Genomic DNA, 23,437 nt, shown 5'->3' with positions numbered 1-23,437 from the left:
CATTTGAAGGATGCCGGGCGCAACGCCTGCAAACCGTGAAAGGACCATCGCATGCGCATCATCGTGATGCCGGGAGACGGCATCGGCCCCGAGATCACCGCCGCCGCCCTGGAGGTAACGCAAGCTGCCAGCCGCACATTCGGCCTCGATCTCACCTTCGACCACGAGGACGTCGGCTTTGTAAGTCTCAAGAAACATGGGACGACGCTGCGGCAGGATTTGCTGGAGCAAGCCAGGGGCTACGACGGAATCATTCTCGGCACGCAGTCGCATGCCGACTACCCGCCGGTGGCCGAGGGCGGCCGCAATGTTTCTGCTGGCTTCCGCGTCGGGCTCGATCTCTTCGCCAATGTCCGGCCGGCGCGCACGAGGCCGGGCGTGCCGCACAACATGCGCGAAGGCCGCAACATGGACCTCGTCATCATGCGCGAGGCGACGGAAGGCTTTTACGCCGATCGCAACATGACGCGCGGCATCGGCGAATGCATGCCGAGCCCCGACATGGCGCTCGCCACCCGGAAGATCACGCGCCATTGCAGCGAGCGCATCGCCCGCGCCTCGTTCGAGCTGGCGCGCACGCGGCGAAACAAGGTCACCGCCATCCACAAGGCGAACTGCTTTCACATGACCGACGGGCTTTTCCTGGAAGCCGTGCGCCACGTCCACACGGAATTCCCCGACGTGGAGCTCGACGACCTCCTGGTCGACGCCTCGACGGCGCATCTCGTCAAGAACCCGGAGCGCTTCGACGTGCTCTGCTGCACCAACTTCTTCGGCGATATTCTCTCGGACCTCGCCAGCGAACTCTCCGGCGGTCTCGGCCTCGCAGGTTCGGTGAATGCAAGTGCCACGCATTGCTGCGCGCAGGCCCAGCATGGATCAGCGCCGGACATCGCGGATAAGAACGTCGCCAATCCGACCTCGATGATCCTGTCGGTCGCGATGCTGCTCAACTGGATGGGCACACGGCACGCCAATCCGGCCTTCCACCAGGCTGCGGCCGCCATGGAGGCTGCGGTCGATAAGGCACTTGCCGACCCCGCCGCGCGCACCCGCGATCTCGGCGGCTCCCAGAACTGCGACGCCTTTGGCGCACGCGTGGCCGCCGCACTGGAAGGACGTTGATATTCGACACACCTGGAGCGGAGGCTCCCGTGCCTCTCATGCCGATTCGAAGAATTCGGGATTGGTAGAGAGGTAGCTCGCCAGGCGCGGCGCAACATTTTCGCGCGACGCCGGCCGGCGCAAATCCTCGGCGCAGAAGGCCGGCAGCAGGGCGACGATGTCGGGATGGTTTCGCCGCAACATTGGTGGTTTGCCGCGGGTCGATGCGCGGGTCACATATCACCCCCTATCCATAATATGTTACACATTACATTTACTCGGCTGAGAATCTTGGGTAGGCCGTCGGCATGGTGAGACAAGGCGGTGCACTCAGCTTGGAGTCCGGTCCGAGCCTGCGCGAGCAGGCGCGGAGGGTGATCCGTGGGCTGATCATCACCGGGCAAATGCAGACCGATCAGCTTTATTCGGTGCCGCGGCTTGCGACCGAACTCGGCGTCTCCGCGACGCCCGTGCGCGAGGCGCTATTGGATCTGGCGCGCGAGGGTCTGCTCGAGCCGTTGCGCAATCGCGGGTTTCGCGTGGTTGCGCTCTCGTCAAAAGAACTCAACGACATCTTCGCCATCCGCGTGCTGCTTGAGGTCCCGAGCGTTGCCGACATCGCACGCGCCGGTCTTGCTCCGCCTCAACTTGCAGAGCTGCGCGAGCTTGCGGCGGCGACCAAACGCGCGGCCGATGCCAGCAATCTGATCGAGTTTCTCGAAACCGACCGCATGTTTCACGTCGGGCTGATCGCCACGCTCGGCAACAAGCCGCTCACCGAGCTGGTGGAAACGCTGCGCGATCGCGTCCGGCTTCGCGGTTTCAAGAACGCCTCGGGCCGCGAATACATCGCGCAGTCGGCAGCCGAGCATTTTGAGTTGCTCGATTTCCTGTCGAAGCAGGATGAAGCCGGAGCGGTCGCGGTCATGCGGCGCCATCTGGAAAGGTCGCGACAGGTCTGGGGCGAAGGTAATGGCGCATAGCAGGCGCGACGGCACCAACGATTGTCGGTGTCAGCGCGATCGTGCTGAGCGGCGAATGTCTCCACCTCAAATCGTCGGACGAGATGGCCCATGTGCAAGCGTCAGCAGCGCCGCAGCGAGTGCCGCGGCGGCCTTGTCGGGGCGCGTCTTTTCGTAGAGCGCGAACTCGAGGTCCGGAAGCCGCGGCAGGCCCTCCGCAGCCCCGAGAACACGCAAGCCTGCGATGACGGCGCTTGCGGGAAGCGGCGTAATCGCAAGGCCCGCAAGCGCCGCCGCGCGCAGCCCGGTCAGGCTGGGGCTGGTGTACATGATCTCCCAGGCGAGGTCGCTATCCCCGAGCGCGTTGAGCGCCGCCTCACGCGACACGGACCGCTCGCGATAGAGCGCGAGCGGCAGCGTTGCGCCGGGAACGAGATCGAATGTGTCGGCCGCGACCCAGACCAGGGATTCGCGCCATACCAGGCGCCCTTTCGACGTGCCGAGCGGACGCTTGGCAAACACCACGTCGAGCCGTCCCGCATTGAGCTGTTCGATCAAAGGCGCGCTGACGCCGATCTGCACCTCGAGCTTCACGCCCGGATGCAGTGCTGCAAAGCGGCCGAGCGCCGAAGGCAGCGAGCCGCCGGCGACCTCCTCGACCACGCCGAGACGCACCGAGCCGGACAGGCGCGGCGCCGCCAGGCGATGACGCGCCGCTTCCTCGAGCTGCAGCAGACGACGGGCATCGCCCAGCAACATCTCGCCATCGTCGGTCAGTGCGACGCTGCGCGTGGTGCGGCGAAACAACGGGCGTTTGGTCTCGGACTCCAGGCGCTTGATCTGCTGGCTCACCGTCGACTGCGTCAGGTTGAGCTGTTCGGCGGCACGATGGAAGCCGCCGCAATCGGCCACGGCAACGAAGGCGCGAAGCAGCTCGAAATCCAGCATGACATTGATCCATTTTATCGATCAATCATATTATAAAATATCGCTTTTATAATCAATAGGGGCTCCCTACCTTTGGTTGCAATAGACAGCAGCCAAGGAGCCTCATCATGACAGACCGGCCTCTGAGCAATCGCACCGCGCGCCTGGCGCGGGCCGCCACCGTTTGCGGCGCAGGCACAAAACTCTGCCCGGCGGAACGCGCGACGGCGTTGCTGGAAGCGATCATCGAGCCGGGCGACCGCGTGGCGATCGAAGGCGACAACCAGAAGCAGGCGGATTTTCTCGCCGCCGCACTGGCAAAGCTCGATCCCGCGCGCGTCCATGATCTGCACATGGTGCAGTCGGTCATTGCGCTGCCCGAGCATCTGGCCGTGTTCGAGCGCGGCGTCGCAAACCGCCTGGACTTCGCTTTTGCCGGACCGCAAAGCCGCAAGCTCGCCGAGCTCGTCGCAGCAAAGGCGCTCAGGATCGGCGCGATCCATACCTATCTCGAGCTCTACGCGCGCATGCTGGTGGACCTGACGCCGCGCGTCGCGCTCGTCGTTGCCGACAAGGCCGACCGCGACGGCAATCTCTATACCGGTCCGAACACCGAGGACACGCCGACCATCGCCGAAGCAGCGGCATTCCGTGGCGGCATTGTTGTGGCGCAGGTCAACGAGATCGTCGATCGCCTGCCTCGCGTCGACATTCCCTGCGACTGGGTCGATTTCGTGGTGCCAAGCCCAAAGCCTTATCTGATCGATCCGCTGTTCACGCGCGACCCCGCCAAAATCAGGAACGAGAACGTGCTGATGGCGATGATGGCGATATCAGCGGTATACGAGCCTTACCAGGTGCAGCGCCTCAATCACGGCATCGGTTATGCCACCGCCGCGATCGAACTGATCCTGCCGACCTTCGCCGCACAGCGCGGACTGAAGGGCAAGGTCGCCCGCCATTTCGTGCTCAACCCGCATCCCACCCTGATCCCCGCGATCGAAGCCGGCTTCGTCGACAACGTTTATTGCTTCGGCTCCGAGCTCGGCATGGAGCGTTACGTCTCAAGCCGTGCGGACGTGTTTCCGGTCGGCGCCGACGGCAATCTCCGCTCGAACCGTGCGCTGGCGCAGGTCGCCGGCCAATATGCCTGTGACCTCTTCATCGGCGGCACGTTGCAGATCGATGCCGCGGGCAACAGCTCGACAGCCACCAAGGACCGGATCACGGGTTTTGGCGGCGCGCCGAACATGGGCGCGGACGCCCGCGGCCGGCGTCATGACACGCCTGCCTGGCTGCGCGCCGGCCAGGAAGCGGGAGAGAGCCTGCGCGGACGCAAGCTGGTGGTGCAGATGGTGCAGACGAGCCAGCCGAACGGCGCACCTAGTTTCGTCGAACGGCTGGACGCGTTCGACCTGGCAGCTTCCGCGGGCTTCGCGCTGCCGCCGGTGATGGTCCATGGCGACGACGTCAGCCACGTCATCACTGAACGAGGCGTGGCCAACCTGCTGCGTTGCCGGTCACCGGAAGAACGCGAAGCCGCCTTGCGCGCCGTCGCAGGCGACACCGATTTCGGCAGGCGGCAGTCGCCTGAAGCAACCGATAATCTGCGCCACCGCGGCATCGTGATGCTCCCCTCCGACCTCGGCATCGACGAGAAGACGGCGACGCGCGACTGGCTCGCAGCCAAATCGATCGACGAACTCGTCACAGCCTCGGGCGGGCTCTACGCGCCGCCGGCCAAATTCCGCCGAACCACCGTCGCTGCAGCTTGAGATGGAGGCAACGATGAGACCGGTTAGTCAAACCTCAGCCAACGCCTCCACCGCCGAGCCGGTACCGCTTGACCGTGCCAAGCAACTTGCGGCGGCGCTGCTCTCCGAGCGCGGCGAAGCATCCGGCGCGCTCGTCGCACGCCAGTTGCATGACGTGCTGCACGCGCTCGACGCAAGCGAGCGGCACGGTTTTCAGCACTACCTCGCGACGGAGTTTCGGCCCGACAAGGCTGCGCTGCGCGCGGCAGCGGAGCGTTATCTTGCCGACAGCACGGCGGAAGCCGCCGCCGCTCTCGCGCAGGCCGCCGATCCGCCGCGGCAGGAACTGCTGCGGCGCATGAACATGGCGCCCGGGGGCACGAGTGCGCTGATCGCGATGCGCAGCGAAATCGGACCACGGCTGCGCGGCGAACCCGAACTGAAACTGCTCGACGCCGACCTCAGGCATTTGTTGGCTTCCTGGTTCAATCGCGGCTTTCTCGAATTGCGGCGTATCGACTGGCAGTCGCCGGCCGCGGTGCTGGAGAAACTGATCGCCTACGAGGCGGTGCATGAGATCAAGGGCTGGGACGATCTGCGGCGCCGGCTTGCGCCCGACCGCCGCTGCTTCGCTTTCTTCCATCCCGCGCTCCCCGATGAACCCTTGATCTTCGTCGAGGTCGCGCTGGTCGAGGGACTGGCCGCGGCCGTGCAGCCGCTGTTGTCACGCGACACCGACGAGCATGCCAGGCGGGCGCAGGCCGAGCGCGCCGACACCGCGATCTTCTATTCGATCTCCAACTGCCAGGACGGCTTGCGCGGCGTCTCGTTCGGCAATTTCCTGATCAAGCAGGTGGTCGAGGAGTTACAGGCGGAGTTTCCGCAACTGAGGCGCTTCTCCACCCTGTCGCCGGTGCCGGGCTTCCGCCGCTGGCTTGGCCAGGAGCTCACGTGCGATCGCGACACAAACCTGTTGCGAGACGTCGCGGCCGACGGCTGGTGGCAGGATCCCGCGCAGAGCGAAAAGCTGCGGCCCGGCCTGATGCGGCTTTGCGCCCGCTATCTGACGCGGCCGTTCGTGCCCGGAAGCCGCATCGATCCCGTGGCGCGTTTTCATCTCGGCAATGGCGCGCGGCTCGAGCGGATCAACTGGCTCGGCGACACCGCGCCGCGCGCGATGGCGGAATCCTGCGGCATCATGGTCAATTATCTCTACGACCATGACAGCATCGAAGAGAATCACGAGCACTTCGTCCGTGGCGAGCCAATCGTGCGCTCGCATGATGTGGATTCGCTGCTTGCAAATAAGTAGCCGCGCGGAGCTGCTCCGCCCGAGGAAGATGTAACAACGAGCTCCACCGGATCGTACTTCGACTGACATCTCAAACGAAGGAAAAGACATCATGATGAACCGACGCGCGTTTTCGACCGCCCTGCTTGCCGGCGCGGCAGCCTCGCTGCTTTCCACACGCGGCACGGCCGCAACCACAACTCCGGTAAAGGCACGCAATGTGGTGCTCGTGCACGGCTTGTTCGCCGACGGCTCGTGCTGGTCCGAAGTGATTGCGCGATTGCAGGCGGCGGGCCTCAACGCCACTTCCGTTCAAAATCCCCTGAGCACGTTGCCCGATGCGGTCGCCTCCACGGAGCGCGTGCTGGCGCGGCAGGATGGCCCGACGGTTCTGGTCGGTCATTCCTTCTCCGGCATGATCGTCACGGAGGCTGGCGTGCATCCAAATGTTTCCGCGCTGGTCTATGTGGCTGCGCGCGCGCCTGATGCGGGCGAGGACTATACCGCGTTGGCCAAGACATTCCCGACGCCGCCGGCGAGCGCCGGAATCGTGTTCGACGGCGATGAAGGCCGTCTTTCCGAGGAGGCCTTCCTGCGTGATTTCGCCGGCGACCTGCCGAAGGAGAAGGCAAAGGTGCTCTATGCCGTTCAGCAGCCGTTCCACAAGGCTCTGCTATCAGGAAAGACCACGCATGCGGCTTGGCGAACCAAGCCCAGCTACTACGCCGTCTCGACGGAAGATCGCACCATCAACCCCGACCTCGAGCGCTTCATGGCCAAGCGGATGGGCGCCAAGACTATTGAACTGAAGGCCAGCCACGTCTCCCTGATCTCACATCCCGAGGAAATCACGCGGCTCATCCTCGAAGCCGCGGGGCAGCAAGGCTGACGAAGCTATCCACGAGCGATGAAGAAAATCATGGAACGATCCTGATCCGCAACTGAAAGCGGAAAGTCGCGGATCGAGGGACCGTCAGAGGCTGCCGGTCCCCACCAGCACAAAGGGCGCCCATATGGCGGGTTGCGCGTTCTCGCCGCCCTTCGCGATCAGAGCCGAGAGCGAGCGGCGAAGCGCCTCGGCGCGGCCGACATCGGGACTGGCCTTCATCGCATCGATCGTGCCGGTGGTGATGGCAACCGCCGCATCGGAGCTGACCGCCCAGTGCGAGACCAGCAGAGCGCGCGAGCCCGCATAGAAAAATGCCCGCGCAAGACCGGAGAAGGCCTCTGAATTGGAAGACTGACCGCCGGCCGTATTGCAGGCCGACAGAACCACCCAATCGGCATCCAGCTTGAGGCCCGAAATCTCCGACGACGAGAGATAGCCGTCATCGGCAGGCGTGGCGGCCGGCGGCGGGCTCAGGATCAGTCCCGGCTCGATGGAGCCATTCACCTGCCCGGCAAGCGCGCCATGGGTCGCAAAATGCAGCATGCGATATTTTGCGAGGTCACCACTTTCGCTGAGCGCCCTGATCTTCGTCTCGGTAGCACTATTGCCGAGATAGACGTCGCCTTTCACGGGCGCGAAACTGTTTGCCACCGAGCACAATTCAAGCGCGGTTTCCGGCACAGGCATCTGGCGCCTGAGTTGCTCGATGTCGGCGGTGCCGCCGGACAGCGCGGTGACCGTGCGCAAACCTCTTTGCGCGACCTGGGTTGCTTGTGCCGGAATGGCTGCACAATTCTGGATCTGGCGCGTCAGCCTGGCGCGCGCAGCCGCAAGATCGCGACCGTCACCGTCGAGCAAGGGATTGCCGACGCCGAGGAACGGCTTCGATGCGCGGCTCTTCTGCGCGACCTGGCGCAGCGCCTTGAGGCTGGAGACCGAGGGCAGGACGGTCGTCGCAAATCGCTTGACCAGCCAGGGCGCTTTCGAAAGGTCCGCGGTCGCGCGGTCATTGCCGGCGTCCGGCGCAGGCTTGTCGGTCAGCAGCACCCCGAAAGGCAGCATGGCCAGCGGACCTGATGGCACCAGGATCAGTTCCTTGCCGTCGATGTCGCGGGCGATCGGGCCGAGCAGCGCCTGATAGAGCGCAAAGGACCGCTCCTGGTCGAACGGCGATGGCTCGCGCGCCGCCAGCGGACGTTTCAGGCCGAGTTTTTCCGGGCATGTGGACGTCTTGTCCAGCCACGCGTCTGCATCGAGACCGCAGCGCAAGATGCTGACGGTATCGGCGAGCTGCTTCTCGCCGATATCGGCAGCGTGCCACCGCACGTTCGAACGCGTCACCGTCCAGACAAAGGTAAAGCGCAGGGTCGTCGTCAACAGCAGCAAGGCCTCGTTCGGATGCAGCTGCTTCTGAACGTCCCCGATCGAAATCGGAGCCTTGGTGGCCAGCGCCGAATAGTCCGGAAATTGAGTGCGGATCGCGTCGTCCAGTTGCCGGATCTGACCGGCGATGGCCGAGGACCGGGCGCGAAGTGCCTGCTCCGCCGCCTTGTTGCGCGCACCATCAGCCTGCGAGAGCGCCGCGACCAGCATCTTGTCGGTAGCGATTGCCTGCTCGCCGAGGTCCTGCCGCTCGCGAACGCGCACCGCCAGATCCCCGCTGCCCTTTGCGATGCGGGCCGACATCCCGGCAATCGCTCGCGCAGCCTTTTCGTCGCCGATCCATTGCGCCGCCTCGAACGCCTGCGATCGCAGCGTGCCGGCCTGCGCGCCGTCGGAGGCGCTCGCGAGATTGTAGGCGGCGACGATCAAGCCCGGGAACGGATTGGTGTCGTCATGGGCCTTCAGATCACCCCGGCCCTTTTCCTCGCCAAACTCCGTGGCGCGGCGGCTGTCCTGGATCGCCGCCGCCCGGGCATACGCTTCGTGGGCCTGCCGCCAATCCTTCACATCGAGATAGTGTGCGCCGAGATTGACGAAGCTGTTGGCCACATCCGGATGCGCGTCGCCGAGCGCCTGCAAACGCATGTTCCGCGCCCGTTTCAACAGCGGCTCGGCCTCCTGCGGCCGCCCGGTACTGTCGAGGATTACAGCCAGATTGTTGAGGCTGCTTGCGACCAGCGGGTGAGAACCGCCGAGCGCGGCTTCGCGTATGGCAAGCGACCGACGCGCGAGCGGGTCCGCCTCCGCGTAGCGATCGCCGTTGCCGAGCAGCGCCACGAGATTGTCGAGCGAAACGGCGACGTCCAGATGGGTCGGGCCGAGGCTCTTTTCGCGAATCGCCAGCGATTTTCGGAAGAGCTGTTCGGCTTCCTGCGTGCGTCCCAGACGCATCCACGCTTCGGCAAGATTGTTCAGCGCCGTCGCCACGGTCGGATGCGCCGCTCCAAATGCCTTTTCCTGAGTAGCAAGCGCACGGACAAGCAGGCCCTCGGCTTCGGCTTCCCTGCCCTCGCGCGAGAACACCAGCGCCAGATTGTTGAGGCTCGCGGCGACGTCGGGATGGTCCGGGCCCAACGCTTTTTCCCTGATGGCCAGCGTCCTCCGGGCCAATTGCTCGGCCTCCTGAAGTCGCCCTTGGGCGCGACGGAGCTCACCGAGATTATTGAGCGTGGCCGCCAGATAGATGCTGTCGGAGCCATGCTGTTTTTCCTGGAGATCGAGCGCCTCGGCAAAGCGCGCCTCCGCCAGTTGCAGCCGGCCTTGCGCCCGATAGACCTCGGCGATGTTGTTCAGGGTAACCGGGATCATGATGTCCGCCTGCCCCGGAGACTTCCTGAAAACTTCCAGCGCACGGTTGAAAATATCGAGCGCCTCCGTCTCCTTCATTTGACGATGACGGAGATTGCCGAGCTGCATGCGCGCCAGCGCCGTCGTAAGATGGTCAGGGCCCAGCACGCGCTCATTGATGCCGATCGCGCGCAAGACATCACGCTCGGCGTCATTCAGCCGGTTCTGACCCAGCTCGATCTGGCCCAGCGTGAGGAGCACGGCCGCAACATCGGGATGATTTGAACCAAGGCTTTTCTCGCGGATGGCAAGCGCCCTTTTCAGGACGCTTTCCGCTTCGGCGGTTTCGCCTTGCGTCTGCAGCACCTGGCCCAGCACGACCAATGTCGTTGCTGTCAAAGGCGACTGCCGCCCGGAAGTCCTTTCAGCCTCGCTCTGAAGCTTCCTCGCAAGACTGACCGCTTCGCCGTAGCGGCCTTCCTTTGCAAGCGCCGTAATGCGCTGCATCAGCGTCAGCATTTCCTGCGGACCCGCGCCGCAGGGCGACATCACGACGCTCACAAGAAACAGGACACCGAAAAACCGCCCGGCAAACCCCAGCCATCCCGCCTGCATGCTGCGATTGCTCCGAATTCCCAGAACCTGCCATCTGGTAGGACACAGCAAGATGGAGGCCGTGTGACCGGGGCGTGCCTATTCCGGGGGGGCAGCGATCTGGACCGCAGTTGATCCGTCGCGCAATGGGCTGCGGGCGCAATGGCGGCTGAACAATCGTCAACAACGCCGAAACTGAACTGGAGCCACAGCGGCCGTCCGCCCCTCAGCTTCATTGAGGATGACCTGGCCGCGCAACTGCTGCCGGCAACTGGACGTATTGGCTGAAAATCGTAAATCGGCGAGCGAAATCGCAGATTTGGTAGCGAGAGAGGGACTCGAACCCCCGACCCCAGGATTATGATTCCCGTGCTCTAACCAGCTGAGCTACCTCGCCACGGTTCACCGTCACGGCACACTGTACCGCATTCGCGAACGCGCGGCATATAAGGAGTGGGTCAAGCCGCTGTCAAGCAAAGTGAACCCGTCTGGCAGGCGGCTGCAAAATAACGCTATTTCGGCCGGATTGTCGGGTCGCCGCCGGGGCTGCCGGGCGGCGGAATCACCGGCGTCTTGCCGGCGTCCGGGGCCGGCGCGTGCATTTCGGGATCGACGCCGGCAGGCGGGCACAGAACGCCATCCGAACGGGCCAATCTGTCGCCGAGCGGCTCGGCCCGCTGACCGGTGGTCGTTCCCTCCGGAACCTTCTCGCCGGAGTTCGGCAACGGCTGCATCGGTGCGCAATTGGCCGCACGCTGCGTCGACGGGGGCGCGGTCTGGGCCGGCGGCGTGGCCGGAGTCGGCGGCGCCTGTGCGGCTGCCATGCCGACCGTCGCCGCCCATGCACATGAGATCAGAAATGCGCGTTTCATTGCCATGCAGGGAAAACGGCCCGCGCTCGCGGAGGTTCCGCGATCAGATTGTCGCGTTCGTTGTTTGGCGCGTTTTGCTGGCGCGAACCGGCATCCATTCGCTCGAAAACGCTATGCGTTCACGATTTCCGAAAACGGATCAGCGAAAAGTGTCCCATCGGCGGCATCGGCCGCCGTTCGGTCAGGGTGACGCCGCCATGCTTGGCGGCCCAGTTGGTCAGGCGTTCCCACGGAAATTCCGGCCGCCAGCCAAGCCGCCGCGCCAGCGGCGCAAACGCCAGTTCGAACATGCGGCGCGGCCCGCTTTCGGCACCGATATGATTGACCAGGATCAGCTCGCCGCCCGGCTTCAGCACGCGGATGAAATCATCCAGCGTGCGTTCCGGATCCGGCACCGCCGTGATGACATATTGCGCCACCACCGCGTCGAAAAACGCATCCGGGAACGCCAGGTTCTTGGCGTCCATCACCGCGAGCGTCTCGACATTGGTCAGGCCGAACTCGCGCACGCGCTTGAGCGCGCGCCGCAGCATCGGCTCGGAAATGTCGACGCCGCATAATTTGGTGTTGCGCGAATATTCCGACAGCGACAGCCCGGTGCCGACGCCGACATCGAGGACGCGTCCGCCGATCTTGTCGGCCTCCGCAATGGTCGACCGGCGGCCCTCGTCGAACACCTTGCCGAAAACCAGATCGTAGACTGGCGCCCAGCGCCCATAAGCCTTTTCGACCCCTTCGCGGTCGATGTCCCCAGCCATTTCCTCTGCCCCGATTTTTTCTTTAAGTGCGCATCACCTCGGCGAGCGGCGCGGTCTTTTCCTGCGCCCCTGCCCTCGCCGCCACATGGCGTGCGGTCGCGCTCTTGATGAATCCGCCGCCGAGCACCCGCGCCTGTCCGGAAGGCGCATCGTAGAACACGCAGGCCTGGCCGGGCGATACGCCCTCTTCGCCGGCAACGAGTTCGACTTCATAACCGCCATCGACCGCGCGCAAACACGCCGGCTGCGGCGCACGCGTCGATCGCACCCGCACGAACATCTCGATGCCGTCGCCGATGACACGGTCGAGCGCGCCATCGCCGATCCAGTTCACGTCACGCAACAAGATGCGATCCATCCGCAGCGCCTCGCGCGGTCCCACCACGACGCGGCGGCTGGCCGCATCGAGCTTGACGACGTAGAGCGGCGCGCCGGAGGCGATGCCAAGTCCCTTGCGCTGGCCGACGGTGAAATGAACGATGCCCTGATGCTGGCCAATGACGCGGCCCTCGAGATCGACGATATCGCCCGGCTCGATCGCGCCAGGCTTGAGGCGGCCGATGATGTCGGTATAGCGCCCGGTCGGCACGAAGCAGATGTCCTGGCTGTCCTGCTTGTCGGCGACTTCGAGGCCGAAGCGCCGCGCCAGTTCGCGCGCCTGCGGCTTGGTCATGTCGCCGAGTGGAAAGCGCAGATAATCGAGCTGCTCGCGCGTGGTCGCGAACAGGAAATAGCTCTGGTCGCGATCGGCGTCCGCAGCGCACACCAGCGCGCGCGATCCGTCGGCAAGGCGGCGTGAGGCGACATAATGCCCGGTCGCGAGCGCCTGCGCGCCGAGTTCGCGCGCGGTCGCCAAGAGATCGCGAAACTTGACCGAACGGTTGCACTCGATGCAGGGCACCGGCGTTTCGCCGAGTGCGTAGCTGTCGGCAAAATTGTCGATCACGGATTCGCGGAAGCGGCTCTCGTAGTCGAGCACGTAATGCGGGATGCCGATCCGTTCGGCGACGTTGCGGGCGTCGTGGATATCGCGTCCCGCACAGCAGGCGCCCTTGCGATGGGTGGCGGCGCCATGATCGTAAAGCTGCAGCGTGATCCCGACCACGTCGTAGCCTTCGGACTTCAGCAGGGCAGCCGTCACCGACGAGTCGACGCCACCGGACATGGCGACCACGACCCGTGTGTCCTGCGGGCGGCCTTCGAGATCCAGACTGTTTCGCATGCCAGGGGTCATCGACTTCAATCGCGAACGCGCCGTGCGGCTCGCGGCGAGGGTTGAAAAGCCTTTTTATTATAAGGCCTTAGGGCGTCATTCGGCCATACCGGGCCGGATCGGGCGCCGCTCTTTAATATAGGCCGTATTCCCGTGAGGCAATCAGCCGATCCCCATTTTGGAGCTGATACAGGACGGCAAATCTTGCCGCCGGGCAGAAAAGGGGGCCGCCGTCCCGACCCGGGTTCCGGCCGCCATCTTCACAAGCCATTGAAATAATAAGATATTTTTTGCCACAGCAGATGGCCCGGTCCTTGCTGAATAATAGCCGAGAGCTCAGCGCGAGGGTTGCCCGTGGTTAGTGTCACGTCAGAAGTATCGGCAAACGCATCTTTCCAGACCGCGGCGGCGCGGTCCGCCCGGCCGGATGCCGAGCCGTCAGCAGGAAACGACAGCTTCGCTGCGCTGGTCGACAGCAATACGGCGGCGAGCCGCGACGACAATCGCGCACCTGATACAGCCCCCGGCCCGCGCCGCTCCGACGACACGCACGCGGCTACCAACAACCGCGCGCGCGACAATACTCCTGCTCCCGACAAGGCCGCGCGCAATGATTCGAATGCTCGCGACGCTGCGGCCAAGACACAAAACGACAAGACGCGCGGCGACAAGGCAAACGACGACGGCAACGTCGATACCAATGCCGAGGCCGGGACCAAGGACGCAAAAACCAGCCGCGCCAAATCGAAATCCGACGCGCCCAAGTCCGACAAGGCGAAATCGGACGAGACGACGCAGGCATCTTCCGGCGATGCTTCCGCGGCCACCGATCAGACCGAGACGACGCAGGATGCAACGACCGCGGTGACGGCCGACGCGGTTGCCGTCGCCATCTCTACCGCTGCAGCGCCGGCGGCGACGGCTTCCACGACACCCACAACCGACAAGGCAACCGCGCCGCTTGCCATAGCAGCGGCTGCAATCGCCGCCTCCGCTTCGCTCGCGGCCGAAACCGCGCCAGCGGCTACTGCGGCTGAAGGCACCGAAGCCACCGTCACCACGCCCACCACCACAAACACCAAGCAAGCGGACGGCGCCAAGACCAGCACGCAGGGCGGCGTTGGCCAAACCATCAGCGCCCAGACTGCCACCGCTGATCCGACCGTCACAGCAGGCATCGCTCAGGCTGCGTCAGCGGTCGCCGCGACTCCCGCCGCTGGCACCAAACTTTCCGCGCAACGCAAGAACCCCGATCTCGCAAGGAAAAACGCGACGACGGTCGAGCAGGCTGCCAGCAGCACCACCGACACCGCTGCACCCACAGCACCTGCCACGGACAGCATCGTGCCCGCCGTCACGCCGGCCACCGAAGCCGCAGCCAAGCCGAAGCCCGAGAATGGCATCGCCGACGCCGTGAAGGCCGACGCGTCAGGCAATCCCGTCGTGCCATCAGCGAACACCAACGCGCATTTTGCCGCCCCTGACATCGCCGGCCAGACACCAGTCAACGCGTCCGGCAACGGCCTGCAGGCTCCCGGCGCAATCCAGACGCAGCAATCGGTCGCTTCCACCGCAACGACGGCTGCTGCCGCCAGCCAACTCACCGCCACGGCAGCGACCAGCGCCGCGGTGCCGGTGAGCGGGCTTGCGATGGAGATCGCCGCTTCCGCCAAGAGCGGCAAGACCCGCTTCGAAATCCGGCTCGATCCCGCCGAACTCGGCCGCATCGACGTCCGCATCGATATCGACCGCCACGGCCAGGTGACGTCACATCTGACGGTCGAACGGCCGGAAACGCTGTCGATGCTGCGCCAGGATGCCAACCAGTTGCAGCGTGCGCTGGATAACGCCGGCCTCTCGACCGGCAATGGCGGCCTGCAATTCAGTCTGCGCGATCAGTCCTCGCAGGGCCAGAACGACGGCAACCAGTCCAATCCCAACGCGCATCGCCTCGTCGTCAGCGAGGAAGAAAGCGTGCCGGCCGTCGTCGCCGGCCGCAGCTATGGCCGCATGCTCGGTTCGAGCGGCGGCGTCGACATCAGAATTTAAGGGAGAGCGCCATGGCAGTTGATGCAACCATGCCGACAACGGTCGTCTCGGCGCCCGGAACCGGCACCGCCACGAGCAACAACACCGCGTCGGACAAGACGACGGGGATCGCGGATAATTTCCAGACCTTCCTGACGCTGCTGACCACGCAGCTTCAGCACCAGAATCCGATGGATCCCCTCGACACCAACCAGTTTACCCAGCAGCTCGTGCAGTTTGCCGGCATTGAGCAGCAACTCAAGTCGAACGAGCAATTGAAGGCGCTGGTGGACCTCGAAAAGAGCACGCAGGCGACGAACGCGCTGATCTATGTCGGCAACACCGTTGCCGTCGACGGCAGCAAGGCGCAGTTCGACAAGTCGGCGACCTGGAATTTCAATTCCGACAAAGACACCACCGCGCAGATCACGATCACCAATTCGGCGGGACAGACCGCCTATACCGGCAACTTTACGCTGAAGAAGGGCGGCTCCAGTTTCGTCTGGGACGGCAAGGGCAATGACGGCGTGCAGTGGCCGGCTGGTACCTACACCTTGACCGCCACCGGCAAGGACAGTTCGGGCAACAACGTCGCTATTTCCACCGAAGTGCAGGGTATCGTGGATTCGGTCGATCTGACCTCCTCCCCGCCGCTGCTGTCGATCGGCGGCCAGAACTACACCACCGACAAGGTCAAGCGGGTGGTCCGCCCGAGCACCTCCAAGTAGCCCCCGGCACCCGGCCTTCCCCGGCCCGGCAGCCTCCGAGTGAACGCAAATTGCGTCCCCGGAGGCCCGGGCCGAAGCCGTTTTCGGTCATTTTCAAGGAGATTCGTATTGGAGCCGTATGCTTAGGCAAATTTTAAGCGGAGGGGCGTAGATTTACTACCGTGAGTTCAGTGGTTGAGAGTTTGTGAGTACGCCATGACAGAACCCCATCGCCCGAGGGTAAAATACGTCATCGGGCCTGACGGCAGTCCGTTAACAATTGCTGACCTGCCAGCGCCCGGAACCAAACGGTGGGTGATCCGCCGCAAGGCTGAAGTCGTTGCCGCGGTCCGCGGTGGCCTGCTTTCCCTCGAAGAGGCCTGTAGCCGCTATACCTTGACGGTCGACGAATTCCTTTCCTGGCAGTTTTCCATCGACCAGCATGGTCTGGCAGGCTTGCGGACCACCCGGATCCAGCAATATCGCCAGTAATCTCTCATGAACCAAAAGATTTGATGAAAACCGGCTTCGTTTTGCGAAGCCGGTTTTTTTCATGTCGGAACTAATCGCGGCGGCTTTAATGGTTGTTAACCATATGGAAACCATCCCCTAGGCAATAATTGCCCAGTCGGTCCCTGGGGCCGAATCCCTGGGGGCAGTTGGTGCAAAGTCTCGTTGCTTTCTTGAAGGGCCTGGGCGCGGCACGGCTGATGGCCATGGTTGCGGTCACGACCGCGCTGATCGGCTTCTTCGCGTTCGTCATCATGCGCGTCACGACGCCGCAGATGACCACCCTGTTCACCGACCTCTCCTTTGAAGATTCCTCCAGCATCATCAAGGATCTGGAGCGTCAGGCCATTCCCTTCGAGCTGCGCAATGAAGGCGCGGTCATCATGGTGCCGAAGGACAAGGTCACGCGGCTGCGGATGAAGCTCGCCGAAGCCAATTTGCCCAAGGGCGGCGGTGTCGGTTACGAGATCTTCGACAAGTCCGACGCGCTCGGCACCACGAGCTTCGTCCAGAACATCAATCATCTGCGCGCGCTGGAGGGCGAACTCGCCCGCACCATCCGCGCCATCGACCGCATCCAGGCCGCCCGCGTCCATCTGGTGCTGCCGGAACGGCCGTTGTTCGCGCGCGAGGCGCCCGAGCCGTCGGCCTCAATCGTGGTGCGGGTGCGCGGCAGCCTCGAACCCCAGCAAATCCGCGCCATCCGCCATGTCGTCGCCTCCGCCGTCAACGGATTGAAGCCGCAGCGGGTCTCGATCGTCGACGAAGCCGGCCGCCTGCTGGCCGACGGCGCCACCAAGGATCCCGACATCGCCGTCGGTGACGAGCGCCGCACCGCCTTCGAGAAGCGCATGCGCAACGAAGTCGAGGCGATCGTCTCCTCGGTGGTCGGCCAGGGCCGTGCCCGCGTCCAGCTCACCGCCGATTTCGACTACAACAAGGTCACCCAGACCTCGGACAAGTTCGATCCCGAAGGCCGCGTGCTGCGCTCGACCCAGACCCGCGAGGAATCCTCCGCCAGCGCCGGCGACGGCGGCCAGGTTACCGTCAACAACGAGTTGCCCGGCAACCAGGCCAACAGCAGCACCACCGCCCGCGACCAGAGCAAGAAGAGCGAAGAGACCAACAATTACGAGATTTCCCGCACCACCAAGACCGAGGTCACCGAGGCTGGCCGGGTCAACCGGATCTCGGTCGCGGTGCTGGTCGACGGCGCCTACACCAAGAACGAAAAAGGCGAGATGGTCTATCAGGACCGCAGCAAGGAGCAGCTCGACCGTATCGCCACCCTGGTGCGCTCGGCGATCGGCTTCGACCAGAAGCGCGGCGACCAGGTCGAGGTCGTCAACCTCCGCTTTGCCGAAGCCCCCACCGTTCCGCCGGTTGTGGAGCCCACCGGCCTGCTCGGCTTGCTGCAGTTCACCAAGGATGACGTCATGTACGTCATCGAGCTCGGCGTCATGATGCTGCTCGGCCTCGTGGTGCTGTTCCTGGTGATCCGTCCGCTGGTCAAGCGCATCCTGGCTGCCGAAGTCATCCCGGCTTTGGCCGAACCGGCGCCGGCCTTGATCGAGGGCAACGGGCCAAACGGCGAACTTGGGCCCAATCAGGCCTTGATCGCCGGCACCAGCGGCACCGCCCAGTTGATCGACGTCGCGCAGGTCCAGGGTCAGGTCCACGCCCAGGCCGTGCACCGGGTCGGCGAACTGGCCGAACGCAATCCCAACGAAACCGCTTCCATCGTTCGCCAATGGCTGAGCGAACCTGCCGAGAGCTGACATGGCCGCAGTACCGCAAAACTCAAACGCAAACGACATCACCACCGTCATCTCGGCGCTGGCGAGCCGTCAGAGCAACCGGCCCAAGGGCCAGCCGCTGAGCGGCCCGAAGCGCGCCGCCATCCTGATGCTGGCGCTGGGCGAGCAATATGGCGGCAAGGTGTGGTCGCTGCTCGACGACGACGAGGTGCGTGAACTGTCGATCCACATGTCGACGCTCGGCACCGTCGAGGCCGACGTGGTGGAAGACCTGCTGCTCGAATTCGTGTCGCGGATGTCGGCATCCGGCGCGCTGATGGGTACCTTCGACGCCACCGAGCGGCTGCTGCAGCAGTACCTGCCGACCGAGCGCGTCAGCGGCATCATGGACGAAATTCGCGGCCCCGCCGGCCGCAACATGTGGGAGAAGCTCTCCAACGTTCAGGAAGAGGTGCTCGCCAACTACCTCAAGAACGAATATCCGCAGACCATCGCCGTGGTGCTGTCGAAGCTGAAGCCGGAGCACGCTGCGCGCGTGCTGGCGATCCTGCCCGAGGACCTCGCGCTCGACGTGGTCGGCCGCATGCTGAAGATGGAAGCGGTGCAGAAGGAAGTCATCGAGCGCGTCGAGCAGACGCTGCGCACCGAATTCATGTCCAACCTGTCGCAGACCCGCCGCCGCGATGCGCATGAGGTGATGGCCGAAATCTTCAACAATTTCGACCGCCAGACCGAGACCCGCTTCATCACCTCGCTGGAAGAGGAAAACCGCGAATCCGCCGAGCGCATCAAGGCGCTGATGTTCACCTTCGACGACCTGATCAAGCTCGACTCCGCCTCGGCCCAGACGCTGATGCGCAATGTCGACAAGGACAAGCTCGGCATCGCGCTCAAGAGCGCCAACGAGGAGGTGCGCGGCTTCTTCCTCGGCAACATGTCCTCGCGCGCCGGCAAGATGCTGATGGACGACATGGCCGCGATGGGACCGGTGCGGCTGCGCGACGTCGACGAGGCGCAGGCGCTGCTCGTCAACCTCGCCAAGGACATGGCCGCCAGGGGCGAAATCACGCTGACCAAGAACCGCGCCGACGACGAGCTGGTGTACTGATGGCCGCGCCCGCAAAATTTCTGTTCGACACCGATTTCGCAGCGCCCGACCGGACGCGCGAGCGCGCCGCAACGGCTGCCGAAATCGCCCAGAAGGTTGCCGAGGCCGAGGCGCGCGCCTACCGCGCCGGCTACGAGGCAGCCCAGCACGAGGCCAAGGTGGAAAGCGACCGCCGCTCGGCGCTGGCGCTGGAAGAGATCGGCATCGCCATCAGGGGCATCGCCACGCGCTTCTCCGGCATCGAAGCCAGGATGGAAACCGAAGCCGTCGATGTCGCGGTCGCGGTGGCGCGCAAGCTGTGCAGCGAACTGGTCGCCCGCGAGCCGCTCGGCGAAATCATGGCACTGGTCAGCGACTGCTTCTCGCATCTGGTTGCGACCCCGCATCTCGTCGTTCGCATCAGCGACCAGCTTTACGAGGCCGCCCGCGAGAAGATCGAGCGGCAGGCATCCCAAAGCGGCTTCGAAGGCCGGCTGGTGATCCTGGCCGAGCCCGGCATCGTCACCGGCGACTGCCGGATCGAATGGGCCGATGGCGGCGTGGTGCTGGAGCGCGCGGCCATCGAAGCGAAGATCAGCGAACTCGTCGGGCGCTATCTGGCGTCCCGCGATCAGGCCGGAACGTGAAGGCCATGAGGACTGAACCATGAGTGACACCGACGCACAGGTACCGCTACCCGACCTCAACGCCGCGGACGCGCCGCCAATGGACGATCTCGCCTACAACGAGGACGAACAGGCCTCGCGCATCGCAGCCGACCTCGAGGCCGTGTTCGACGTGCCGGTGCAGGTCTCGGCCGTGCTCGGCCGCTCCAAGATGGATGTCGGCGAGTTGTTGAAGCTCGGTCCCGGCACTGTGCTCGAACTCGACCGCCGCGTCGGCGAGGCCATCGACATCTACGTCAACAACCGCCTGGTGGCGCGTGGCGAAGTGGTGCTGGTGGAAGACAAGCTCGGCGTGACCATGACGGAAATCATCAAGGCTGAACGCAGCTAACAATTTTGGCGATACGCGCCCGCGAGGCGCGAACAGACGGACAGGAGACAGACATGCGGCTTCTCATCGTTGGCACATTGAAGGGCCAACTCACGACCGCCACCAAGATCGCGATGGAAAACGGAGCTTCCGTGACCCATGCCGAAGCGATCGAACAGGCGATGGCGGTGCTGCGCGGCGGCAAAGGCGCCGACCTGCTGCTGGTCGACGTCGCCCTCGACATCCGTGACCTCGTGATGCGGCTGGAAGCCGAACACATCCACGTGCCGATCGTGGCCTGCGGCATCTCCAACGACGCCCGCGCCGCGGTCGCCGCGATCCACGCCGGCGCCAAGGAATACATCCCGCTGCCGCCCGATCCCGAACTGATCGCCGCCGTGCTCGCCGCGGTCGCCAATGATTCACGCGATCTGGTTTATCGCGACGAAGCCATGGGCAAGGTAATCAAGCTGGCGCAGCAGATCGCCGGCTCGGATGCTTCCGTGATGATTACCGGCGAATCCGGCACCGGCAAGGAAGTGCTGGCGCGCTATGTTCACTCCCGCTCGAACCGCGCCAAGCGTCCCTTCATCTCGATCAATTGCGCCGCGATCCCTGAACACCTGCTGGAGTCGGAACTGTTCGGACACGAGAAAGGCGCCTTCACCGGCGCCGTCGCGCGCCGCATCGGCAAGTTCGAAGAGGCGAGCGGCGGCACGCTGCTGCTCGACGAAATCTCGGAAATGGACGTCCGCCTGCAATCGAAACTCCTGCGCGCGATTCAGGAGCGCGTCATCGACCGCGTCGGCGGCACCAAGCCGGTGCCGGTCGATATCCGCATCATCGCGACCTCGAACCGCAACCTCTCCGAGGCCGTGCGCGAAGGCACCTTCCGCGAGGATCTGCTGTTCCGCCTGAACGTGGTCAACCTGAAGATCCCGCCGTTGCGCGACCGCCCGGCCGACATCCTCGAACTGGCCCAGCATTTTGCGAAGAAATATGCCGACGCCAATGGCGTGCCGCTGCGGCCCATTTCCGCCGAAGCCCGGCGCGTGCTGACCTCGAACCGCTGGCAGGGCAACGTCCGCGAACTGGAAAACACCATCCACCGTTCGGTACTGATGGCGCAGGGCGACGAGATCGGTCCCGACGCCATCGTCACCCCCGACGGCGACCGCCTCGATCTCGCCAAGACCGCGCCCGCCGTGGCGCATGCCACCTTTGCCGCCGAACAGGTCACCCGTGCCCTGGTCGGCCGCACCGTCGCCGATGTCGAGCGCGACCTGATCCTGGAGACGCTGAAACACTGCCTCGGCAACCGGACCCATGCCGCCAATATCCTCGGCATCTCGATCCGCACGCTGCGCAACAAGCTGAACGAATATGCCGACGGCGGCATCCCGATCACGCCGGCGGGATCCGGTGATGGTCAGCGGTTTATGGCGGCGGGGTAGAACGCTCGCGCCGTCATTGCTNAGGAGCTCGCGACAAAATTGCAAAGCAATTTTGCGCTGAAGCGACGACGCAATCCATCTATCCGTTCTGCCGAACTATGGATTGCTTCGCTACGCTCGCAATGACGTGAGGCAGCGGAATAACTCGGCGCATCCGGCTTACGAAAGATATGAATGGGATCGCCGGGCTGCAGCTCGCGCCCGGTGAAGACGGCGTAGGCATACAGCGAGAGATAGGCGATCGCTATCGCACCCACGGCGTAAAATGCCCAAACTCCGATCCGCTTCATAGCGGATATCTAGAACGCCAAGCTGCAAATGGCCAGCCCGCCGGGCGGCCAAACGCGGAACTTCAGCGCCTATCGTCCGATCTTTCGCGTGGCGTGCGGCTTGGGCACGCTGACTTCCGCCAGGCGGAGCGCGTCCCCTTCCCGATCGATCGCGACATACTGGCCCTGCCAATAGGCCAGCGCAGCCGTGCGCGGCGAGACCGTCACATCAAGCACGCGGCCGATGACGATCGCGTGGGATTGCCGCTCGACGATATCCTCGACTTCACAATCGACCGCCGCGAGCGCGCCTGCCAGCAAAGGCACGCCGGAGACGCGCGTGATCCACTCGGTTCCGGCAAACCGATCGGCGCCCTTCAGTCCGCTCTTGCCGGTAAATCGTTCGGCAATGTCCGTTTGCTCCGACGTCAGGATGCTGACGCCGAAGAAGCCGTAGCGTTTCACCAGCGGCCAGGACGACGCTTCGCGGTTGATGCTGACGATCAAGGCGGGCGGGTCGACCGACAGCGACGACACCGAGGTAACCGTCATTCCCGAAATGTCCCTGCCCCGCCCGGCCGTGATGACGCTGACGCCGCCGGTCAAGCGGCGCATGGCGTTGCGAAAGTCACCTGAAGAGACTTCGCGGTCGATCGAAACATTGCGGACGAGGGAGTTCATGGTCGCCTCACAGGTCGGACGTGTCTTCGGTGCCCTGCAGCAGGTTCTTCAGGATCGAGCCTTCCAGCGCGGCAAGCTGCGCCGAGCCGCGCCGCCTCGGACGTGGAATATCGACCTCGATATCGTGCGCGATACCGCCATACTCGATGACCAGCACCCGGTCGGCCAGCGCGACCGCTTCCGACACGTCATGCGTCACCAGGATCGCGGTAAAGCCCTGATCGTGCCAGACCCGCTCCAGCAACCGCTGCATCGAGATGCGCGTAAGTGCGTCCAGCGCGCCGAGCGGCTCGTCGAAGGCCAGCACGCGCGGCTGGCTGACCAGTGCGCGGGCCAGCGCCACGCGCTGCTTCTGCCCGCCGGACAGCACCGCCGGCCACTGCCCCCGCTTTTCGTCAAGACCGACCTCGACGAGCGCGCCTTCCGCCCGCGCCTGCGCGTCCGGCAAATGGCGCTCGTGGCCCAGTCCGACTTCGACATTCGACAATACGCGGGCCCAGGGCAGCAGGCGCGGCTCCTGAAACATGACACGGACGTCCTCCGGGCGTGTCTCCTCGCTGAATCCGATAGTACCCGCCGTGATGGTTTCGAGGCCGGCAATCAGCCGCAGCAGCGTGCTCTTGCCGCAGCCGCTGCGACCGACGATGGCGACGAACTGACCCGCCGGAATATGCAGGTCGATGCCGCGCAGCACCTCGTTGTCGCCGAAGGATTTGCGAAGACCGCGGATGGTCAGCGCCAGTCCGCGCGACGACCCGTCCGAACCGCGCCGGAGCTGGCGGGCCCGTTCGATGAAGTCGGCACGGTCGACCGGCTCCGCGCCGGGAGAAAGGAAGCGAAGGGCTTCTTGCATC

Annotated in this window: 21 protein-coding genes and 1 tRNA gene; 13 read left to right on the top strand and 9 right to left on the bottom strand. The window is 64.5% G+C overall.

Annotation, left to right across the window (positions count from 1 at the left end; genetic code table 11):
• Positions 1-51: 51 nt before the first annotated feature.
• Positions 52-1,125: an isocitrate/isopropylmalate dehydrogenase family protein gene (locus tag CQ14_RS38820; protein WP_057863012.1), complete on the top strand. Its 1,074-nt coding sequence runs from the start codon at positions 52-54 to the stop codon at positions 1,123-1,125.
• 36 nt (positions 1,126-1,161) lie between these two features.
• On the opposite strand, the gene CQ14_RS44285 is transcribed toward CQ14_RS38820, so the two are convergent.
• Complete coding sequence (locus tag CQ14_RS44285; protein WP_245320872.1) at positions 1,162-1,308, bottom strand: hypothetical protein; 147 nt, start codon at positions 1,306-1,308, stop codon at positions 1,162-1,164.
• A gap of 131 nt (positions 1,309-1,439) precedes the next feature.
• Between CQ14_RS44285 and CQ14_RS38815 the strand changes: the two genes are divergently transcribed.
• Positions 1,440-2,087 (top strand): GntR family transcriptional regulator, encoded by a 648-nt coding sequence (locus CQ14_RS38815; protein ID WP_199805732.1) that lies wholly within the window; start codon positions 1,440-1,442, stop codon positions 2,085-2,087.
• Between the two features lie 66 nt (positions 2,088-2,153).
• On the opposite strand, the gene CQ14_RS38810 is transcribed toward CQ14_RS38815, so the two are convergent.
• Positions 2,154-3,014, bottom strand: coding sequence for a LysR substrate-binding domain-containing protein (locus tag CQ14_RS38810; protein ID WP_057863010.1), 861 nt, complete (start codon positions 3,012-3,014; stop codon positions 2,154-2,156).
• Between the two features lie 107 nt (positions 3,015-3,121).
• Here CQ14_RS38810 and mdcA point away from each other — a divergent pair, with 107 nt between their 5' ends.
• From mdcA to CQ14_RS38795, 3 genes are all read left to right on the top strand, one after another.
• Positions 3,122-4,768, top strand: coding sequence for a malonate decarboxylase subunit alpha (mdcA, locus tag CQ14_RS38805; protein ID WP_057863009.1), 1,647 nt, complete (start codon positions 3,122-3,124; stop codon positions 4,766-4,768).
• A 13-nt stretch (positions 4,769-4,781) separates the two neighbouring features.
• Positions 4,782-6,059: a malonyl-CoA decarboxylase gene (locus tag CQ14_RS38800; RefSeq protein WP_057863086.1), complete on the top strand. Its 1,278-nt coding sequence runs from the start codon at positions 4,782-4,784 to the stop codon at positions 6,057-6,059.
• A gap of 88 nt (positions 6,060-6,147) precedes the next feature.
• Positions 6,148-6,927, top strand: a complete 780-nt coding sequence (locus CQ14_RS38795; RefSeq protein WP_057863008.1) for an alpha/beta fold hydrolase — start codon at positions 6,148-6,150, stop codon at positions 6,925-6,927.
• Between the two features lie 84 nt (positions 6,928-7,011).
• Here the strand turns inward: CQ14_RS38795 and CQ14_RS38790 are convergent, their stop codons facing one another.
• From CQ14_RS38790 to mnmA, 5 genes are all read right to left on the bottom strand, one after another.
• Positions 7,012-10,272 (bottom strand): CHAT domain-containing protein, encoded by a 3,261-nt coding sequence (locus CQ14_RS38790; protein ID WP_057863007.1) that lies wholly within the window; start codon positions 10,270-10,272, stop codon positions 7,012-7,014.
• Positions 10,273-10,571: 299 nt separating this feature from the next.
• Positions 10,572-10,648: transfer RNA gene (locus tag CQ14_RS38785), tRNA-Met, on the bottom strand.
• Positions 10,649-10,763: 115 nt separating this feature from the next.
• Entirely contained in the window at positions 10,764-11,075 is a 312-nt protein-coding gene (locus tag CQ14_RS38780; protein ID WP_430650251.1) for a hypothetical protein, read from the bottom strand.
• A gap of 167 nt (positions 11,076-11,242) precedes the next feature.
• A complete protein-coding gene (locus CQ14_RS38775) occupies positions 11,243-11,881 on the bottom strand; it encodes a class I SAM-dependent methyltransferase (RefSeq protein WP_057863005.1) in 639 nt (212 codons plus the stop codon).
• 22 nt (positions 11,882-11,903) lie between these two features.
• On the bottom strand, positions 11,904-13,103 hold the full coding sequence (mnmA, locus tag CQ14_RS38770) for a tRNA 2-thiouridine(34) synthase MnmA (RefSeq protein WP_082650231.1): 1,200 nt from the start codon (positions 13,101-13,103) through the stop codon (positions 11,904-11,906).
• A 345-nt stretch (positions 13,104-13,448) separates the two neighbouring features.
• Here mnmA and CQ14_RS38765 point away from each other — a divergent pair, with 345 nt between their 5' ends.
• From CQ14_RS38765 to flbD, 8 genes are all read left to right on the top strand, one after another.
• Entirely contained in the window at positions 13,449-15,143 is a 1,695-nt protein-coding gene (locus CQ14_RS38765) for a flagellar hook-length control protein FliK (protein ID WP_057863003.1), read from the top strand.
• Positions 15,144-15,154: 11 nt separating this feature from the next.
• Positions 15,155-15,850, top strand: a complete 696-nt coding sequence (locus tag CQ14_RS38760; RefSeq protein WP_057863002.1) for a flagellar hook assembly protein FlgD — start codon at positions 15,155-15,157, stop codon at positions 15,848-15,850.
• A gap of 195 nt (positions 15,851-16,045) precedes the next feature.
• The gene (sciP, locus tag CQ14_RS38755; protein WP_002714638.1) at positions 16,046-16,321 is read left to right on the top strand and encodes a CtrA inhibitor SciP; all 276 of its coding nucleotides are present in this window, start codon (positions 16,046-16,048) and stop codon (positions 16,319-16,321) included.
• A 170-nt stretch (positions 16,322-16,491) separates the two neighbouring features.
• Positions 16,492-18,117, top strand: coding sequence for a flagellar basal-body MS-ring/collar protein FliF (fliF, locus tag CQ14_RS38750; RefSeq protein WP_057863085.1), 1,626 nt, complete (start codon positions 16,492-16,494; stop codon positions 18,115-18,117).
• A gap of 1 nt (position 18,118) precedes the next feature.
• Positions 18,119-19,204 carry a flagellar motor switch protein FliG gene (fliG, locus tag CQ14_RS38745; RefSeq protein WP_057863001.1) on the top strand — a complete coding sequence of 362 codons (1,086 nt, stop codon included), beginning with the start codon at positions 18,119-18,121 and terminating at the stop codon, positions 19,202-19,204.
• Positions 19,204-19,830: a FliH/SctL family protein gene (locus CQ14_RS38740; RefSeq protein WP_057863000.1), complete on the top strand. Its 627-nt coding sequence runs from the start codon at positions 19,204-19,206 to the stop codon at positions 19,828-19,830. Before fliG ends, CQ14_RS38740 begins: the two co-directional genes overlap by 1 nt.
• A 19-nt stretch (positions 19,831-19,849) precedes the next feature.
• Complete coding sequence (gene fliN / locus CQ14_RS38735) at positions 19,850-20,200, top strand: flagellar motor switch protein FliN (RefSeq protein WP_057862999.1); 351 nt, start codon at positions 19,850-19,852, stop codon at positions 20,198-20,200.
• Positions 20,201-20,253: 53 nt separating this feature from the next.
• The gene (flbD, locus tag CQ14_RS38730) at positions 20,254-21,633 is read left to right on the top strand and encodes a sigma-54-dependent transcriptional regulator FlbD (protein ID WP_057862998.1); all 1,380 of its coding nucleotides are present in this window, start codon (positions 20,254-20,256) and stop codon (positions 21,631-21,633) included.
• 359 nt (positions 21,634-21,992) lie between these two features.
• Here the strand turns inward: flbD and CQ14_RS38725 are convergent, their stop codons facing one another.
• Both CQ14_RS38725 and CQ14_RS38720 read right to left on the bottom strand, forming a co-directional pair.
• Complete coding sequence (locus tag CQ14_RS38725) at positions 21,993-22,583, bottom strand: flavin reductase family protein (protein WP_057862997.1); 591 nt, start codon at positions 22,581-22,583, stop codon at positions 21,993-21,995.
• Between the two features lie 7 nt (positions 22,584-22,590).
• Positions 22,591-23,436 carry an ATP-binding cassette domain-containing protein gene (locus CQ14_RS38720; RefSeq protein WP_057863084.1) on the bottom strand — a complete coding sequence of 282 codons (846 nt, stop codon included), beginning with the start codon at positions 23,434-23,436 and terminating at the stop codon, positions 22,591-22,593.
• Between the last annotated feature and the right edge of the window lies 1 nt (position 23,437).

Origin of the sequence: Bradyrhizobium lablabi, from assembly GCF_001440475.1 — a bacterium.
In the GTDB taxonomy this organism is placed as follows: Bacteria; Pseudomonadota; Alphaproteobacteria; order Rhizobiales; family Xanthobacteraceae; genus Bradyrhizobium; species Bradyrhizobium lablabi.
The sequence above is the reverse complement of the archived record's forward strand: the minus strand, read 5'-3'. Positions and strand labels throughout refer to the sequence as shown.